The 17,493-nt window shown below is 44.6% G+C and carries 18 protein-coding genes; 7 read left to right on the top strand and 11 right to left on the bottom strand.

The window, feature by feature from the left end:
* Nucleotides 1–66: 66 nt before the first annotated feature.
* The 4 genes from mnmD to JMY01_RS10055 all read right to left on the bottom strand — a co-directional run bounded on the left by mnmD (nt 67) and on the right by JMY01_RS10055 (nt 3,550).
* On the bottom strand, nt 67–2,148 hold the full coding sequence (mnmD, locus tag JMY01_RS10070) for a tRNA (5-methylaminomethyl-2-thiouridine)(34)-methyltransferase MnmD (protein ID WP_201575486.1): 2,082 nt from the start codon (nt 2,146–2,148) through the stop codon (nt 67–69).
* A 41-nt stretch (nt 2,149–2,189) separates the two neighbouring features.
* The gene (locus tag JMY01_RS10065) at nt 2,190–2,588 is read right to left on the bottom strand and encodes a hypothetical protein (protein WP_227677835.1); all 399 of its coding nucleotides are present in this window, start codon (nt 2,586–2,588) and stop codon (nt 2,190–2,192) included.
* Entirely contained in the window at nt 2,585–2,914 is a 330-nt protein-coding gene (locus JMY01_RS10060) for a YciI family protein (RefSeq protein ID WP_201575485.1), read from the bottom strand. The genes JMY01_RS10065 and JMY01_RS10060 overlap by 4 nt, the downstream gene beginning before the upstream one ends.
* A gap of 84 nt (nt 2,915–2,998) precedes the next feature.
* The gene (locus JMY01_RS10055; RefSeq protein WP_201575484.1) at nt 2,999–3,550 is read right to left on the bottom strand and encodes an inner membrane-spanning protein YciB; all 552 of its coding nucleotides are present in this window, start codon (nt 3,548–3,550) and stop codon (nt 2,999–3,001) included.
* Between the two features lie 190 nt (nt 3,551–3,740).
* On the opposite strand from JMY01_RS10055, the gene JMY01_RS10050 reads away from it, so the two are divergent.
* On the top strand, nt 3,741–4,622 hold the full coding sequence (locus JMY01_RS10050) for a PHP domain-containing protein (protein WP_201575483.1): 882 nt from the start codon (nt 3,741–3,743) through the stop codon (nt 4,620–4,622).
* A gap of 316 nt (nt 4,623–4,938) precedes the next feature.
* Entirely contained in the window at nt 4,939–6,438 is a 1,500-nt protein-coding gene (locus JMY01_RS10045) for a diguanylate cyclase (protein ID WP_201575482.1), read from the top strand.
* A 5-nt stretch (nt 6,439–6,443) separates the two neighbouring features.
* On the opposite strand, the gene truD is transcribed toward JMY01_RS10045, so the two are convergent.
* Nucleotides 6,444–7,670 carry a tRNA pseudouridine(13) synthase TruD gene (truD, locus tag JMY01_RS10040; protein ID WP_201575480.1) on the bottom strand — a complete coding sequence of 409 codons (1,227 nt, stop codon included), beginning with the start codon at nt 7,668–7,670 and terminating at the stop codon, nt 6,444–6,446.
* Nucleotides 7,671–7,894: 224 nt separating this feature from the next.
* On the opposite strand from truD, the gene JMY01_RS10035 reads away from it, so the two are divergent.
* Together JMY01_RS10035 and JMY01_RS10030 are read left to right on the top strand one after the other, a co-directional pair.
* Complete coding sequence (locus tag JMY01_RS10035; RefSeq protein ID WP_201575478.1) at nt 7,895–9,502, top strand: FAD-dependent oxidoreductase; 1,608 nt, start codon at nt 7,895–7,897, stop codon at nt 9,500–9,502.
* A gap of 401 nt (nt 9,503–9,903) precedes the next feature.
* On the top strand, nt 9,904–10,560 hold the full coding sequence (locus JMY01_RS10030) for a GNAT family N-acetyltransferase (protein ID WP_201575476.1): 657 nt from the start codon (nt 9,904–9,906) through the stop codon (nt 10,558–10,560).
* 29 nt (nt 10,561–10,589) lie between these two features.
* Here the strand turns inward: JMY01_RS10030 and JMY01_RS10025 are convergent, their stop codons facing one another.
* Entirely contained in the window at nt 10,590–10,751 is a 162-nt protein-coding gene (locus tag JMY01_RS10025; RefSeq protein WP_227677833.1) for a hypothetical protein, read from the bottom strand.
* 181 nt (nt 10,752–10,932) lie between these two features.
* On the opposite strand from JMY01_RS10025, the gene JMY01_RS10020 reads away from it, so the two are divergent.
* Nucleotides 10,933–11,256: a hypothetical protein gene (locus JMY01_RS10020; RefSeq protein WP_201575472.1), complete on the top strand. Its 324-nt coding sequence runs from the start codon at nt 10,933–10,935 to the stop codon at nt 11,254–11,256.
* 93 nt (nt 11,257–11,349) lie between these two features.
* On the opposite strand, the gene gorA is transcribed toward JMY01_RS10020, so the two are convergent.
* The 3 genes from gorA to JMY01_RS10005 all read right to left on the bottom strand — a co-directional run bounded on the left by gorA (nt 11,350) and on the right by JMY01_RS10005 (nt 14,153).
* Complete coding sequence (gene gorA, locus JMY01_RS10015; RefSeq protein WP_201575470.1) at nt 11,350–12,705, bottom strand: glutathione-disulfide reductase; 1,356 nt, start codon at nt 12,703–12,705, stop codon at nt 11,350–11,352.
* Nucleotides 12,706–12,883: 178 nt separating this feature from the next.
* Nucleotides 12,884–13,336: a threonine/serine exporter family protein gene (locus JMY01_RS10010; RefSeq protein ID WP_201575468.1), complete on the bottom strand. Its 453-nt coding sequence runs from the start codon at nt 13,334–13,336 to the stop codon at nt 12,884–12,886.
* 1 nt (nt 13,337) lies between these two features.
* A complete protein-coding gene (locus tag JMY01_RS10005) occupies nt 13,338–14,153 on the bottom strand; it encodes a threonine/serine exporter ThrE family protein (protein ID WP_201577485.1) in 816 nt (271 codons plus the stop codon).
* A gap of 163 nt (nt 14,154–14,316) precedes the next feature.
* Here JMY01_RS10005 and JMY01_RS10000 point away from each other — a divergent pair, with 163 nt between their 5' ends.
* Nucleotides 14,317–14,598 (top strand): DUF503 domain-containing protein, encoded by a 282-nt coding sequence (locus JMY01_RS10000; RefSeq protein WP_011514283.1) that lies wholly within the window; start codon nt 14,317–14,319, stop codon nt 14,596–14,598.
* Nucleotides 14,599–14,734: 136 nt separating this feature from the next.
* Here the strand turns inward: JMY01_RS10000 and JMY01_RS09995 are convergent, their stop codons facing one another.
* On the bottom strand, nt 14,735–14,956 hold the full coding sequence (locus JMY01_RS09995) for a hypothetical protein (protein ID WP_201575466.1): 222 nt from the start codon (nt 14,954–14,956) through the stop codon (nt 14,735–14,737).
* Nucleotides 14,957–15,295: 339 nt separating this feature from the next.
* A complete protein-coding gene (locus JMY01_RS09990) occupies nt 15,296–16,435 on the bottom strand; it encodes an alkene reductase (RefSeq protein WP_201575464.1) in 1,140 nt (379 codons plus the stop codon).
* 161 nt (nt 16,436–16,596) lie between these two features.
* On the opposite strand from JMY01_RS09990, the gene JMY01_RS09985 reads away from it, so the two are divergent.
* Nucleotides 16,597–17,484, top strand: coding sequence for a LysR family transcriptional regulator (locus JMY01_RS09985; RefSeq protein ID WP_265089871.1), 888 nt, complete (start codon nt 16,597–16,599; stop codon nt 17,482–17,484).
* The last annotated feature ends 9 nt before the right edge of the window (nt 17,485–17,493 follow it).

The raw sequence follows: 17,493 nt of genomic DNA, 5'->3' as shown, positions 1-17,493 counted from the left end.
ATAGTTATGAGCGTTGAAAGTGTTGAAATTTAAGCCTTAGGACAGACAAAAAACCACCTCAAAATTTCAAGTAAGCGGTGTCTGTAAGCGTGTGCGATTAGGCGATAGTCGCGCAAGCATCGCCGATGATAATGGGGCAAACGAGCCTAGCATCATATCTGCCAATGCTTCAGCGCATATCGGCGCCAACGCATAGCCTTTAGCGCCCATTGCACTCATCACCCAAATCCGCTTGTTATCTGCAAGTGATCCGACAACTGGATGGTAATCAGGCGTTTGGGTACGAATGCCAGCACGACCTTGCCACAAATGACTGTCTGTTGCAATGACTGAGGCCATCTCCGGTATGGCAGTAACCAGCTTGTCACGGCTAATCTGATGCTCTTCATGACGGATGTCTGTGCCTGTATCATTGCGTACAAAGCTTGCGCCCAGTAAGAAATGTTGTCTACCTTCTACCACCTCGTTCAATTCATTATCACCAGTTTTTGCAGTAAATGCAGCGCAGTAACCGCTGTACTTAAGCGGTATTTTAGGTAGTTTTGTGAATTGTTCGGCGCTGGGCGTAAACCAAGAGAGCTGACCACGGATTTTGCGACAATCAAAAATACGCTTATCCAGCTCATGGCTCTCATAAGCGGCGCAAATCACCACATTATCAGCGCTAATAGTCAGTAGATGGTTATCCTGATTACTACCTTTTATATAAACACCTTCTTCTGCTTCACTAATATCATCAACGTTTAATTGTTGAAAGTGGATAAGCGGATGCGTCAATACGGTATCTTTTAATACTTGCGGATTGACCAAGCCAGATTGCGCTAAATACAAATTCTCTGATAAATCTTGGGCTTTTAAGCCGCTGATATTTTGCGCCTGCTCAAGCGATAAGGTGGTTGCCATCTCATCAGGATAATCAGCGATTTGCTCTGTGCCAATGTTAGCCTTTATAAGCAAGTCGAGTGCGCCTGTGAGCTCAAGTACTGGCGCTGTATGTTGCTGTGCAGCTTTTTCATTGAGCACTCGATATAGCCTGCTGCTATAGAGATAGCCAATGGTATGCAAATGCTCATCAACATGATGGATGGGTGTCATCTTGGGCGCGAGTAGCGCGCGAGGATTGCCCGATGCCCCAGCCAACGGTGCTGACTTATCTAGCAAAGTGACATGAATACCACGATTGGCAAGCGTCCACGCCATCATCAGTCCTGAGATGCCAGCACCAATGACGATGCTGTGGGAGAGGTCAGAGTTATGGCTATTACGCTCACTCTCAATGTCCTCTGAATAGTCAGGCTCAGTCATGACTGCTGTCAGCATTTCACGCTTACGGCCAAAGCCTTTTACTTTCTTAATCTGAAAGCCGCAGCCTTGTAGCGCGCGTTTGACGATACCAGCACAGCTATAGGTGGCTGCGGTGGTATTGGGACGTGACAAGCGCTGTATTTGCGCAAAGATACTCTCCGCCCATAAGGTGCTATTACAAGAAGGGGCAAAGCCATCTAAAAACCAAGCATCAACGTAGGGCACGGGCTTGATGGAGGTGTCTAATGCCAGTTTGGCGAGGCTATCAGTAGCATCGCCCAGCCATATATCAACGGTCAAACTATCATCAAAGAAGCTTAAACGATGACAGCCAGCGATAAGGGGCGGGTAAGCAGCTAAAAACAGATCAATGAGCTCTGCCAACTCAGGAGCACGCTGTCCCCATAGTGCGAGTATCTGTGTGAGGTCAGCAAGTGGTATGGGGAACTTTTCAGTAGTAATAAAATGCAGTTTCGCAGTCGCCAATTGCGGATGGATGGCACGCAGCTGTCGCCATAATTGCCAAGTCGCCAAGAGATTTAGCCCCGTACCCAAGCCCAACTCAGCGATGGTAAAGCATTGCTTTGGCGCAAGGTTCGCCAGTCGCTCTGGCAGCTGGTTATGTGCCAAAAATACGTGACGCGACTCTGCTAGACCATCGGCATGCGAAAAATACACATCACCAAACTCGCCAGATATGGGCACGTTATTGCCTGTATCATCCACCTGCCAATCAATGTTGGCAGGAGTGATTTTTGATGGATGAGCCTTTAGAGACTGACTGTTTTGAGATTGATCAGTAGAGGTACAGGCATTGTTTGGTACAGATGTAGGTTTAGGCATAGACAATCACATAAAAGACAAGGCAATAAAGACATAAAGCGCTACCAGCGCTCACGGCGCACAAATACCAGCCAAGAAATAAACACCCCGACCAATAAGCTGATCAATACCGTAAAAGCACCATATAAAAACAACTGACCCTTACTTTCATAGATCAAGACATTGACCTGAGTTTGTAAGTCATTCACCTGTCTTTGTAATTGCGCATTACGGCTCAGTAGCTCTTGATTGGCATCTGATAATGCTTTACTTGAGGGCTGCATCTGAGAGGCAAAGGTAGTATCCGTTGCAGCTGTCTCTGTCGCAGGATCGTTTGTAATCACTGTCGGTGCTGCTTGCCCCGTTATCGCTGCCAGCATGATAAATAATGCCAACCCCACTTTAGCACTGCTATGCAGCAGTAAGCTTATTAGTCTTAAAAGGATGGGTAGCTGACTCACGATTTTGTAACCTTATCCGTAGCGGTATCTTCAGGCTTGGGCAAAACATGAATAAATGGCTTGAGGTCGACATGACTGTAGACACCATCACGCAGATAGGGCTCAGCACTTGCCCATGTTTGCGCCGCCTCAAAAGATTCAAATTCAGCAATGACAATACTACCCGACATGGCATTATCGCCGTGCTCAATCGGTGTTGGCCCTGCAATGACTAGGCGCTGCTCAGCATCTAACGCTTGCAAGCGCTGTAAGTGTTCAGTACGGGTAAGCTGTCGTTGTGCGCTGCTATTGGCAACGTCATGACCGATAATAGCAAATAAAGGCATGGTTTTTCCTTAATAAAAGACGAAATACAAAGCTAAGCAGTTTATCGATTGATATAGTATTTAACAGACCCGAGAGTAAATCATTTATTTTGCTGATTTGTCACTCAGTGCTGGATTGAGATGGTTTTTTAACACCGCAAATTGGGCAGCAATAAACACCAGCATAATCGGAATCCAGCCATAAGTCTTAAAGTTGATCCATGCTTCGTTAGACATGGTAAAGGCCGTGATATAATGAAGTACGCCCATAAGTGCAAAGAACAGTCCCCATGCGACGGTCAATTTTTTCCAACCACTCATGGTCAGCGTAAATACTTCTTTCATCGCCAGCTGCATCAAGGGCTTGTTAATCGCAGCGCTGACAAACAGCGTTAGCGCAAAGATACCGTTGATAATCGGTGACTTCCAACGCAGATAGATATCATCACGCAGCAGCAATGTGCCACCGCAGAAGACGATGGTTATTAATAAAACAACCCATTGCTGCTTATCGAACTTGCCTTTTTGGCGTACAAAATGAATGGCATAAACAATCAGGGTCGCAATAAGTAATGCGCCTGCTGCTGCTAATATGCCACTTTGACGGGCAGCGATAAAAAATGCAATGAGAGGAATAAAGTCTAATAGGGCTTTCATAACAGGTGGGATGTCCAACAAAAACGTAGAGGATAGTTTACACGTCTACTGCAGCAAAAAGAAGTAATCAACCGCACAATAACGGCTGGTATGAATAAGGGTGTATAACCAGTAACATTACTCAGGGTTATTTAACTATTATTCATTCAACCGTACCAACAAACTATATCAAGAAATGAAGGCAAAACTTATGAAAATTGACTTACATTGTCACAGTACATGCTCTGACGGTACTTATGCACCAACAGAAGTCGTGCAACGTGCGCAGGCAGCTGGCGTCAATGTATTGGCATTGACGGATCACGATACTCTAGCAGGGATTGATGAGGCGAGAGCAGCGGCAGATACCTATGGTATCACGCTTGTAAATGGCGTAGAAATCAGCTGCGAGCATACACTGAGCGGCGGCTATGGCAAAAATAAATCCACCAATAAAATCATCCATGTGGTGGGTCTCGATTTTACTGATCGCGACAAAATGCATGCAGCTCTACAGCAACTACAAGACAGCCGTGCCAATCGTGGGCAGCGAATCACTGAAAAGCTGAGTGAGTTATTAGAGATTGATTATGAGGGTCTTTGGCAAGCGGTGCTTGATAAAGCTGGTAATAATCCACAAGCGGTGGGGCGTGCCCATATTGGACAAGTGTTGTTCGAACGTGGACATGTCAAGACGGTGCAAAAAGCCTTTGATATCTACCTAGCAGACAACAAGCCCGCTTATGTTGCGATTGATGCGCTGAGCATGGCTGACGGGATTAAATTGATACAGGATTGTGGTGGCAAGGCAGTGCTTGCGCATCCAACGCGCTATCATCTTTCGGCCACGCGAGTCCGTAAACTTATTGAGGAATTTGCGCAGCTTGGTGGTGACGCTTGTGAGCTACCAGCCAATAGTGAGCCTATCAGCACACGGCGCATGGTAGATCGCAGCATCGCTGAGCATAGCCTAGTAGCCTCGATTGGTAGCGACTTTCATGGCAGTAATATGCCGTGGCGACGTCTTGGTGATGTGCCGAGTTTGAATGCTGAGCAAAAAGGCGTGTGGCAAAATTTTGCTGAGTTGATATAATGGTATATGTCGATATCTGAATATAAGTAAGCAGTTAACAACCGTATATCGATAATTAAAGCCTTTCATACAAACTTTGTTGCTAAATCTTAGAGAGGTTGCCAGTATTAATAACAGCGTTGTAGAAATAATAAAATATAATTAATATCAGCTATCTGATTGTTTTTATTGTTCTTTGTTGTTGGTTCAGTCTCTGACGTCAACAGTATGTTTTTTTATTATTTCCAATGCATCTATCAGCTGTTATTCTATTTTATACCAATAATGTTTAAGTGATAGTTGGTAATAGAATGATTCTTCATATGGTAACGTATTAATGGCTGTCTCTATATACCAGTTAGGCTACAAAAAGCTTTCTCGAATCATTTTTGAGTGGCAGGCTGCCGACCGAGCTTCATTGATGGCACTGTTCATCTTAATGGAAGCATATTTACACTGGCTGTGGTGTTTGTATGTTTGGATACGCCGAGATAAGCTAAGCATTTATGTGGATATGGACATGCTGTATCCGATGTGGCTTGGCGTCCATATCATGGGGCTGTTTGCTTGGTGGATGGTCGAGCATTTATCGCGTATCAAAGACGATGATGCGCGTTTAAACAGATGGCAAATCGTACTCATCTCAGTCTATAGCGTCTATATTGCCTTTGTGATTTTGGTGATGGGACAAAGCGGTTTGGTCTCAGGGGTGTCATTAGTCGGCGGCGCGATGTTGGGAATGATGCTGATTAGGCGTCGTTATATTTGGCGGGCATTTCTAGGGCTGATTTTATTGGTTCTAGTGGTGATTAGTTTGCCTTATTGGGGTATCGACTTTCCTAGCTTACAACACATACATGAAAGCACTATACCACTCGATATTTATAGCTATCTGATAGCCAGTGGTCTCAGTACTATAGAGATGAGTGCTATTGAAAACGCCATGGCGAACTCGACCCTCTCAAATGAGGCGCTTGGCATAGATGGTCTTAATGAAGTTCGCCAATCCTCAGCGTTATTTTGGCATTCGACACATATATATCTGGCAGTGCCTAAAGCCATTTTTATCGTTTATGTATTCCGAGCTTTGTTATTGATCTTAGATGCCAGTAAAGCTGAAACCTTAAAACATGCCAATCAAGATGAGTTGACTCAGCTGACCAATCGCCGTTACGGCCTGACTCAAATGCAGGACACACTTGCTGCCTTAGATCATAAACAAAATTATAGTGTGATTTTGATGGATCTAGACTGGTTTAAAAGCATCAATGACAGTTATGGACATCAAGTAGGCGATCAAGTATTACAAGAGGTGGCAGGCGTCTTAAAAGCCACGCTGAAAGACACAGACAATGTCAGTCGCTATGGCGGTGAAGAGTTTTTGATTGTATTGCCAAGTACCGCTCACCATGAGGTACTGACCATTGCTGAACAGCTGCGCTCTAACATCGCAGAGCACATGATACAGGTGAGTGATGGTTTTAGTTTTCAGGTGACGGCAAGCTTTGGGGTTTATACCTTAACTTGTGAGGAGCTTGCGCGTATCAAGCAAGATCATATGACTACAGAGCCTGAGACGGTCATGCCAGTTCTGACAAAACTACAGAAGCTAAAACGGCGCAAAAACTCGCAAGGGCAGGTTACAGGTAGCTTTCGTGAGCAGTCACAGAGTGAGCTGCCAAGTGATATATGTCAGCGTTTAATCAGTATTGCGGATAAAGCTTTGTACGAAGCCAAAGACCGTGGACGTAATAAAGTCGTCAGTGCTAATGAGATGCGTGCAGCAAAGAATAGATCTGAGTCGTCGTCTTCCGACTCTGGCACTGAACCTCTTTGAATCAACTAAGCTGTGCTTAACTGCTGAACCAAGCTTGCTAAGACACTGGTGGCAAAGCTGCCAGTCGTCAGAGTAAAGCTTAATACTAGCGTTTGCTCATCGCTCCACTTCCAACTCATGCCTTCAATCGGGAGTCTCAGCGCTCGTCGTTGTGCTTTGATATCGCGCTGCTCTAAGCCTGTCGCTAGCTGTGTTAATAACGCGCTATTATTTACAACATTTTTCTCGAGCTGAGCTGCTTGGCCACTGACTTTATCGTTGCCCATACCCCATAACACAGCAGTTGGATGAATATCACCGCTGGTAACTCGCGCGCGCAAAGCATCGTCTATTGCCTCACTGTCAAATATCGAGCCTGAGCCATCCAAGTTAAACACCTCACCTGCCAGTCCAGTATTCCAACTACCATCGCGCACTCTCGCTGCCAATATCTCATTGAATATCAAGCTACGCGCGGCAGACAATTCCATAGAGTTTTGCTCTCGCGGCGCACGTTTGCGTTTGCTCTTCTTTGGCTGAGGGCGTTTCTCTGGCATTGGACGTGCAAATAAGGCCAATGCTTCTCTAATATTATTGCCATTCCATCCAAAGCGCTGTGGGCCAAAATAATTGGGCACACCGGTTGTACCTATATTGGCCAAATGCTGCTCTACAGATGACTTATCGTCACCCTCCAATTCAATATCACGCAAGGTAATGATAAATTGATTGGCCCTGTGCGTACCGCGATTGAGTTTTTTATTATGCCAATGTTGGGCGAGAATAGTGACCGACTCGTTGTCGCCAATATCTATCGGCGCAAATTCAGAATCAGGTAGTTGCCTCAAAGGTATTCGTAAACTAAACCACTGCGTCGTCAATGCCTGACGATCTTTGAGTCCTGAGTAGCCGACATCACGTAATGGAATATCAGCCCACTCTGACAGTAGTTTGGCCAGATAGGCGGTATTCATCCCAAGCTTTTCGATATGCAGCCATAGATGCTCACCTTCACCTGTAAACTCTAAGGGCAATATTTCATTGACGACGAAGTCTGTTGCACTGGTTTTATAAGTTGCTCGCTGCAAAGGCGGGAGTGTCGGCTGCGGTAACTGCGCAGTATCAGCCGCAGCTTGGATATCAATAGTTGAGATATCGAATGATTCGTTATCAACGGTGCCATTATCAAAATCATGTTGAGGAGTCGCTGTCGTTTCGTTGTGGTTATGATTGGGGTGATCTTGAGAAGTCATAAAGTCGTCTTGTGTTTTGATTATAAGTTTAGATTGAAAGGGACGAGGCTAGGCATTAAAGACCAGTTAACATTAGTAAGTTACGTTTTGCAACGCAGCGAACATACAAATAAACAGCGTCCGCTTAGTGGTCTTGCTACTATCAATGCATCTGCTTTTTAAAGCATATCGACTATTTCAACACGTTTTACTCAGGAAGCCATTATAACTGTTAAGGAAGACTTATGACCAACGCAACGATCAATAACGTCACCATCAGCAAAGCCGATATCCCAGATGGCGGCATGAAATCCTATAAGCAAGAGGACGATAGTATCATTTTAATCACTCGTGATGACGATGAGTTTAGTGCCTTTGATGGTAAATGCCCGCATGCTGGGGCAGATTTGGGCGAGGGGTTACGCTGCGGCAATCGCGTGGTCTGCCCGTGGCATCATGGGAGCTTTGATAGCCGAGATGGCACCTTGCTAGAGCCTGTCGCCATGCGCGGATTGACCCAATATGAGCTGACTGACGATGGCGATAGCCTGACGGTCAATACCTCGGCAAAGATAGACAAACGCATCGAAAATGACAAGCTGATAGACACTCATACCCTCATCGTTGGTGGCGGCGGTGCAGGCTTTATGACTGCCAATCAACTGCGTCATACTGGTTATGGCGGTAAGATAACCATCGTTAGTGCCGATGACAAAGCCCCTTATAATCGTCCCTTATTATCCAAAATGTTTTTGGCAGGGAAAATGGACGAGAAATATTTGCTGCTTGGCGGTGCAGATTGGGCCAGTAAAAACAACATTGATCTACGTTTGAACCAAACGGTTAGCGAAGTACTCCCTAATGAATGCACCATCGTGATTAAAGACCAGAGCGGTCGTAGCGAGCAGCAAACAGCCGATTTCTTAGTGGTAGCGACAGGCGCTGAGCCAAAGATACCGCCATTTAAAGGCGCTGAGCTGGATGGCGTCTATACGTTACGCAGTATGGACGATGCAAAAGACATCAAAGCCGCCAGTGATAACCAGCACGTAGTCGTCATTGGCACGGGCTTTATTGGGATGGAAGCGGCTTCGGCACTTATGCAGGCAGGTAAGGCCGCGTCTATCACCATCGTAGGTCGTAGCCGCCGTGTGATGAGCAATATCGTCTCTGAGAGCGTGAGTAACGCCTTAATCAAACTGCATGAAGACCAAGGCGTTACCTTCGCCTTCGGTGCTGGCGTTGATGAAATCAATGGAGAAGGTGGTAAGGTCAACAGCATAACGCTGTCTGATGGCAGTAAGCTTGCAGCCGATGTTGTGATTTTGGGTACTGGCGTAGCGCCACGCACAGAGCTGTTAAATGAAGTAAACGCTCCAGACGGCGTGCAAGTCAATGATCATTTGCAATTGCGTGATGGCGTCTATGCGCTAGGTGATATCGCCAAAGCCACGAATCAAATGGGGCGTATGCGTATCGAGCATTGGCGGGTGGCTTTGCAACACGGCATGGTGACGGCGGCAGCTATCTTAAATCAAGACAATGTCAACTCGCTAGAGGAGCGCATTCCTTTCTTTTGGACAGGGCAATATGGCAAAAGCCTACGCTATAGCGGACATGCCGCTTCGCCAGATAACAATATCTTGTTTGGCTCACCAGATAACCTTGATTATATCGAATACTACTTTGATGATGATGGGGAAGATACACGCGCCAGTGCCGCAAGTTCGCTCGGACGTGATAAAGAGTTAATCGCTTTTTCTGAGTTGTTACGCCGTGGTCATGCGCCAACACGCGCGCAAATCAATGCAGGGTTTGATATTATCGAGCAAGCGCAGGTGTTATCACGCTAGGTCGTGTCCTCATTTTAAAAATGGTGATAAAAATGAGATAAATTGCCGTCAAACAAGGAAAATAGCGCAGATAATATCGAGATATTACCTAGCTATAGTCAGTTGAAAATAAAACTGTTACATAAGTTTAAGCGCGCTACTGGTATAAATTTTACTTGCGTGCTGTTATCACAGAGGCTGCGCAAAATTCACCCCAGTAGCGCTATGTTCTTTTTAAAATGCATCGACTATATTTAACGCTGCTTGGCAAGGTTTAGCCATTTTTAACCCATTTAGGTATCCTTCGATTGAATTGAGGACACGCCCTAGTACTCAAAACTGATAAGGTTTAATATAAAGGCTGGCTCATTGATTTGGGTCAGCCTTTTATACTAAATAGATGGAAAAGGACAACCAGTATTATGAACGCAGACTCCATAAACAAAAACCACTTAAATAAAGAATCCGTATTTTTACGACAAGCCAAAGCGGATGATATTGACGCACTTGAACAGCTACTAAACCGCTGCTATCGGCAGACAGAAGGTTGGACCAATGAAGCAGACTTGGTCGGTGGCATTCGTATCACTCAAGCTGAGCTGGCAAGCGTCATCGATAATCCAAAACACTATCTATTCGTCTATCCAAAAACCACGACCGGTGCTCGCGATGACGATGAAACTGATGAGCTGTTGGGTTGTATCGCGGTCGATATGAAAGTCGATATTGACTCAAATAAAGATGATCACGATCAGAGCGACTATTATAATAAAGCCTATATCGGTATGTTTGCAGTACATCCAGAGCTACAGGGGCAGGGCGTTGGCAATGTAATTTTAGAAGCGGCAGAGACTTTTGCAGAAAGGCACTTGCAGTCAAGCACGCAGGCGCCCGATGAAAAACCTGCTCGTCTTACCATGTCTATTTTAAGCCATCGCCCTGAGCTATTGGCTTATTATCAGCGCCGTGGCTATCAGTTGAATGGGAATAAAATGCCGTTTCCAGATGATGGTAATAATGGCGAGCCCAAGCGTCAAGATTTAGAGTTATTAGAATTAGAGAAAGTTGTCAGTATATAAAGGCTAACTCTCGCTACTTAGAACTAGAGTTAACTCCAAAAATGCCCAAAGGTCATAAACAGGCCAATACTAAGTAATAAAAATGCCACGATGATTAAATGCTTAAACCAGTTAAAAGCGGGCAAGCGCGTGGCATTATCATCAGACATTAAAAAGGCAAACAAGAACAGTAAACTTGCTGCCAAAGTCATAATGCCTAGACCAATCGGTAATATAAAAAGGTACAACTGCCACACAGTCATCTCTCAACAGTTCAGAATACTGGCATCATACCAGTATCGGTATTACACTGTCAGTAAATATCCAGCATGCCCTAACCATCCAACGTGCTCTAATCATCAGAGTCAATAATTAACAGAAACTGAAACGCTTATGAATAACTTTAAAAAACTGGCCACATTACTATTAGTGACGCCATTGTTGGCTGCTTGCTCGAATGCACCTGCTGATAGTATCGTGGAAGATCTCATTCGAGGGCAGTATGAGCAAGCGCATAGCATGATGGCAAATGATCATGGGAACGTGGCGATGCCGACACTTGAGAATGTCGATGGCGTCAAGTGCCGCTCTGAAGATGGTGAAGACAGCTATCGATGTATCGCGGATATTACCCAAAGTATCGATGGTAATAGTGAAACCAAGACAGTTAACTTCTTAGTCTATAAGTACAATGATGAGTGGGCGCTTGGGAGTTAAAAGGTCAGGGTAAGCCATGCTGATTTAAATCAAAAAAGGCTATTCTGAATCAGAATAGCCTTTTTGATAAGTTTTTCAGCTCGTCCAGTCTCCCTAACGCATCGTCACAAACTCTTCTGAGCCAGTAGGATGAATGGCAACCGTATCATCAAAGTCAGCCTTGGTAGCGCCCATTTTAATCGCTACCGCAAAGCCTTGAATCATCTCATCGACGCCAAAGCCGATACCATGCAGACCAATGACTTTTTCCTCATCGCCTAAGCATATCAATTTCATCATACACTTCTGGCGATGTTGGGTTACTGCACTGTACATAGGAGTAAATGTCGAGGTATAGCACTTGATATTATCCTTACCATACTCGTTGACCGCCTCGATTTCAGACATACCAATGGTGCCGATAGGGGGATGGGTAAAGATAACCGTCGGTACTAAGTCATAAACCAAATGCTCATCATGTTTCTCATTAAATAAGCGCTCAGACAAGCGACGACCTGCCGCGATAGCCACTGGCGTCAAATCAATACTGTTCTCAATAATATCACCGACCGCATATATGCCATCGACATTGGTGTTTTGGAACTTATCGACTTTGATTTTGCCAGTATCGGTGGTTTCTACACCCGTCACCTGCAAGTTGATATTGTCAGTGGAAGGCGCACGGCCAATTGCCCAAATCAAACAATCCACCGTATCAAGACTGCCATCTTTGGTACACAAGGTCAGGCTATCATCATCATTTTTACGGACTTCAGTGAGCGTAGTGTTGGTATGCAGTTGAATGCCCTCTTGCTCCATCTCTATCAGCAAGGTTTCTACGATACTGTGGTCAAATGAGCGCAGCGGCGAATGCTGACGCACATACAGATGCACCTCAGCGCCTAAACCACTAAGTAGCCCCGCGATTTCAACGGCAATATATCCTGCGCCCACGATAGCCACTCGTTTTGGCAACTGATTCAAAGCAAAAAAGCCATCAGAATCGATGCCGTGTTCTCCGCCTTTGATATCGGGGCGAATAGGATGACCGCCGGTAGCGATCAAAATATGGTCAGCGGTAATGTGTTCGCCATTGACCTCTACCGTATTGGTATCGACGAATTTGGCAAAGCCTTTTATCACTTCAACGCCGTTTTTTGCTAAGTTATTATCGTAAGCGCGGTGAATGTTTTCGATATATTGTTGGCGGCTATGTACCAGCTTTTGAAAGTCAAAGCCTTTGACATCGATATCGAAGCCATAGTCTGGCGCATATTTGTGGATGGCTTCGGCAATTTGTGCCCCATACCACATCACCTTTTTGGGCACACAGCCCAAGTTTACGCAGGTGCCGCCCAACTGCTCGGCTTCGATAATGGCGCATTTTTTGCCATAGCTCGCTGCGCGGTTGATCGAAGAAATGCCGCCGCTACCGCCACCAATGGCGATATAGTCATAATGTTTTGTCATTGTTATATCTCTCTAATGAATGCGTGTGAATATCGCTTTGAACTCTATTGTAATTGGTGTCATTATAAATCTTACAAGTTTTTTATCGTTAGGGTATGTTGAGTAGCATCAATATTTTAACCATATCCAAAAGTAATTAAATAGAAACAGCTTATCATCTAAATTCATTTAAACCCACTTAGACTATGGCACGACGTCTATAAAATAACAGTCCAGGAATGGACAAACCCAGCACCAACCCTGAAGTCACAAACAAGGCCTCAAACAAATACACCATCATCTGGCTAAATAACTCGTCTGAAAAGCCAAAATAACCAATCTGCACCATACTGACCATTGCCTTATAGGCGGCGATGCCCGGCATCATACAGATGACACTTGGCGAGATTAGGGCTTTGGGCGGTAAGGTATACTTTTTAGAAAAATATACCCCCAAAAAGCTGGCAAGCATCGCGCCAAAAAAGCTGGCCACTACCAGATGTATGTGCTGATAGACAAGGGCTGTTTTTAGTCCGAATCCAAAAGCGGTCATCAGCAAACACGGCAAAATATAGCGTTTGGGCACGGTGAACATCAGTGTCCAACCAAGGGTAATAATGCACGACAGTACAACGGTCTCAATAAACCACATGTCAGAATCCCCAGTGCTGTATTCTAAGTAACACTAGCGCCATCACGATACCAACGCACGCCGACAAGGTCAACATATAGGTAAAAACGGCACGCCCCACGCCAATATTGACATAGCCTTTGAGGATGTCTGATAAAGAGTTGATCAAAGGAAAGCTTGGCACCAGTAGCAGCACGCTAGAAGCGACCGCTATATCCGCATTATTACCAATATCAAAATAATAGGTCGTGGCCCCAATTAAAGAGGCGATAAAAGCGGTCACAATGACTGTGATAAAGGGATTGAAATGGTGTTTGGACAGATAGATACGGGTGAACATCGCCACCATGCCAGCGATAAATGTCACGGCGGTAATCGACCAACTGCCACCGTTCAGATAAGCAAACGCCGCACAAGATGTGCCAACAAACAGACCCACCAGCCATGTTGGATAAATCGTCTTATCTAACTCATCAAATGCAAGAATGGTGCGGTCTGTCAGTTCATGATTCAGCTTGTTATTGTTATTATTATGGTTATCTGTGACGGCTTCGGTTTTATTAACAATTTGCTGAATTTGTACCAATAAGTTGACATTGATGCTCTGATTAATCGTGTCTCGAGTGGTGGTGATACAGCGTTCATTACAGATGGTCGTCAAGGTAATAGCATTAAAATTCAGCGAACATTCTACGCTACTCATCCCCAAAGCGAATCCCAAACGTTTAGACAAGTCCACCACCACGGCAGACTCAGCACCATATTGCATAAGGAGTAATCCGCAGCGCACGCATAATCGAGTAATGCGCTGTTGCTGTACATAGCTGATAGAGGTCATTGGGCGAGTACGCATATTGGCTATTGTGATTTTTATGAATGGTATTAGTATAAACAGTGTGAGTCGTTATGAGGTATCGATACGGCAAGGTAACGATAGCATAACTTGCCGTGCTTATTTGCTACTATTATAAAGCGTAAACCACTGTAGCAAGGAGAATAAAATGCATATCGCTATCTTAACACTGACTTTCGCGCTACCCGGATGTAGTTCACTCAAAGAAAAACGCCAACGCATGGGCGGCTTGCATGCACGATTTGGTAATACGCCAAGCGTCGCGGTATGTGAAAGCGGCGAGCGTGATCGGCATGATGCCAGCGAATGGACGTTTGTAATCGTCGGGCTGTCTAAACGTGAGGTCGAGTCGCAGTGTAGTCAGATAGAGGAGAAAATAGAGCGTACGGTAGATGCAAGGGTGATGAATGTTGAGAGAGAGTTTATTTAGTTAGAGCGCTTTTATTACTGGGAGCCAATCCCGCTTTCCGCTCATATCTTGGTTGCCCACTAGAGCGGTAATGAATAACCAATAGCGTTCCTATTGTCTTGATACCGCTTCTACCTAAGTCAATGTAACCTACAAGCTACTTTTCTCCTCTTAGGCGCTCAATGAGCCAGCCTGACAATGGGAATGAAACCATTTGTGTTAACGGAACGAGTATGATCGTTTCGATTAATACCACCACTGGAAGACTTAAGTCATGAGTCACAGGCTTTAATAACGTTAACACGATCAAAAGAGTCGGATAAAGGCCTACATATCCTACTAATATGCGTATAAGTCTGTCTTTAATATTCTTATTCATTAATTTTTACCAATTGATAAATAAATAATCTACAAGTTATAAAAAACCTTAATAGTAGCTTCATTATTTACCAGCTATCAAATTATGAGAACCGTCAAAGCTTTCTATAAGCTTATCTATATAACCTTCGATTGTTTTTATAAGAAAGTATAGTAGGTTCACCTTAAAACCGATGCAGTGCAACTGGGATGAGTTTTTCGTAGCCTCTGTGATAGCAGCAAGCAAGGAAAATTTATACCAGTCGCACGTGACGACAAACGTATCGATTTTATTTCGAACTGACTATATTAGATTTAAGAACAAAAAATAAGGCCACGAATGGCCTTATTTTTTTAATAGCTACTTTTGATAATAAGGATAATCGCTATAGCCTATTTCCGTGCCACCATACATTGTGGCTGGATCTACCTCATTGAGCGGCCAATGATGAGCTATGCGCTCTGGTAAATCAGGATTAGCAATAAAAGGACGACCAAAAGCAAATAAATCACCATAACCTTTAGATAACATATTGAGCGATTTCTCTACAGTGTATTTTCCCGCATAAATAATACGTCCTGAAAACTCAGCTCTAACCGCTTGATAAAAGGGCTCTGGTAAATCAGGTGCACTATCCCAATCAGCTTCTGCAATGGACAAATAAGCGATGCCCGCTTTCTCAAGTACTTTAACCGCTTCAATATAAGTATGATGAGGATCTGATTCTACCAGCCCTAAGTACACACGATCCTCACCGGTACTAGCAAACAAAGGCGCAAAACGGACGCCTAAACGATCAGCACCGACCACATCACTGACAGCAGCAACCACTTCTTTTAGGAACCGCAAACGATTCGCTAGCGAGCCACCATACTGGTCATCACGTTTATTGCTATGCTCAGAGATAAACTGGTTCACTAAATAACCATTGGCACAGTGCAGCTCTACCCCATCAAAACCCGCTTCTAAGGCGTTGCGAGCGGCTTGAGCGTACATCGTTATCAACTCGCTCACCTCTTCTGTGCTCAGTGCCCGCGGCTCACTTGGATCAGCTAAAGCACCTTCGCCTGGACCTGTTTCAATGAATACTTTGACATTATCAGCAGTAATAGCAGAGGGCGCTACAGGCTGATTTTGGTTGGGTTGTAAGCTAGTATGAGACACACGGCCAACGTGCCATAGCTGAGCAAAAATAATACCGCCCTTGGCATGTACCGCTTGCGTGATTTTTTTCCAGCCTTCAATTTGTGCTTGCGTATGAATACCTGGCGTCCATGCATAACCTTGGCCTCTGGGTTCGATCTGTGTCCCCTCCGTCACCATAAAGCCTGCAGAAGCACGCTGGGCATAATAACTTGCCATTAAATCATTAGGAATATTGCCAGGTTGCGTGCTACGAGAGCGCGTCAATGGTGGCATCACAATACGATTTTTAAGCGTATAAGGCCCAAGTTTTACAGGCGAAAACAGTGCACTGGTATTAGGAATAGTTTGTTTCATGACATTCTCTTTTATAGCAAACAGATAGGCTTATTACTTGAAATTTATCCGTTATTTTAAGGTTTGATTGATCACTTAAGTAATATGAGTAAGCATAAAGTTTTAGAGGTACAATTAGAAACAACGTTTTCTTGTTGAAGATACAATTATTAATGGTATAGATGATGAATGGTATAAATCGGCTTGATATCAAACAGCTCAGAGTGCTACAGGCATTGCTTGATCTAAAGAACCTATCAAAAGTTGCACGCAAAATGGGCTTAACCCAACAAGCTATCAGTGAGCAGCTGCGTAAGCTACGTGATCTATTTGATGATCGTCTGTTTATTCGTCAAGGAAACAGCATGGTGCCCACACCAAAAGCACTATCGATGCAGCAACCTATTAACGATATATTAAGACAGTTAGAGGTGCTCTTGGAGCCGGATGTGTTTACGCCGCAAACCTATAAAGGTGTTTTTACGATTAGTGCGACCGATTATGCGACGCAGGCATTATTACCGCAGTTGTTTAATCTAACGCGCCGTGAAGCTCCTAGTCTAAAATTGATAGTACGCGACTTTGCCTCAGACAATATTAACCAGCTTATTGCGGCAGGCGAACTTGATCTACTGATTACCTTTCCCGAGTTTATACCTGATAATTTATCGTATGTGACTTTGTTTGAAGAGCAACATTTATGCATTACAGGTCATAAAAACGAGTTTGCAACAGAGATATTCACACTGGCGCAAGTTGCCGCACACCCGCAGCTGGTGGTATCGCCTTCGCGGGCCAATCTACGTGGCTCTCATGACCAGTGGTTTGCCGAAAAAGGGCTTAAGCGAAACATTGTGATGTCAGTGCCTAGCTTTTCAGCTGTGCCAGATATTTTGCATACCACTGACATGATTGCCTTTTATCCCGCGCGACTACTGCCAAACAGTAAAGTTAAAGCGCTTAAAGTAGAAGCCCTACCGCCTACCTTTAAGATAATAGCCGCTTGGCATCCACGTACCAATGACAGTGGCATTCACCGTTGGCTAATCGAGCAATTACGAGATTTATAATATACAGCG

The sequence above is a fragment of the Psychrobacter sp. H8-1 genome, assembly GCF_904846575.1.
GTDB classification, from domain to species: domain Bacteria; phylum Pseudomonadota; class Gammaproteobacteria; order Pseudomonadales; family Moraxellaceae; genus Psychrobacter; species Psychrobacter fulvigenes.
Note: the sequence above shows the minus strand (reverse complement) of the source record. Positions and strands in the feature narration are given on the sequence as shown.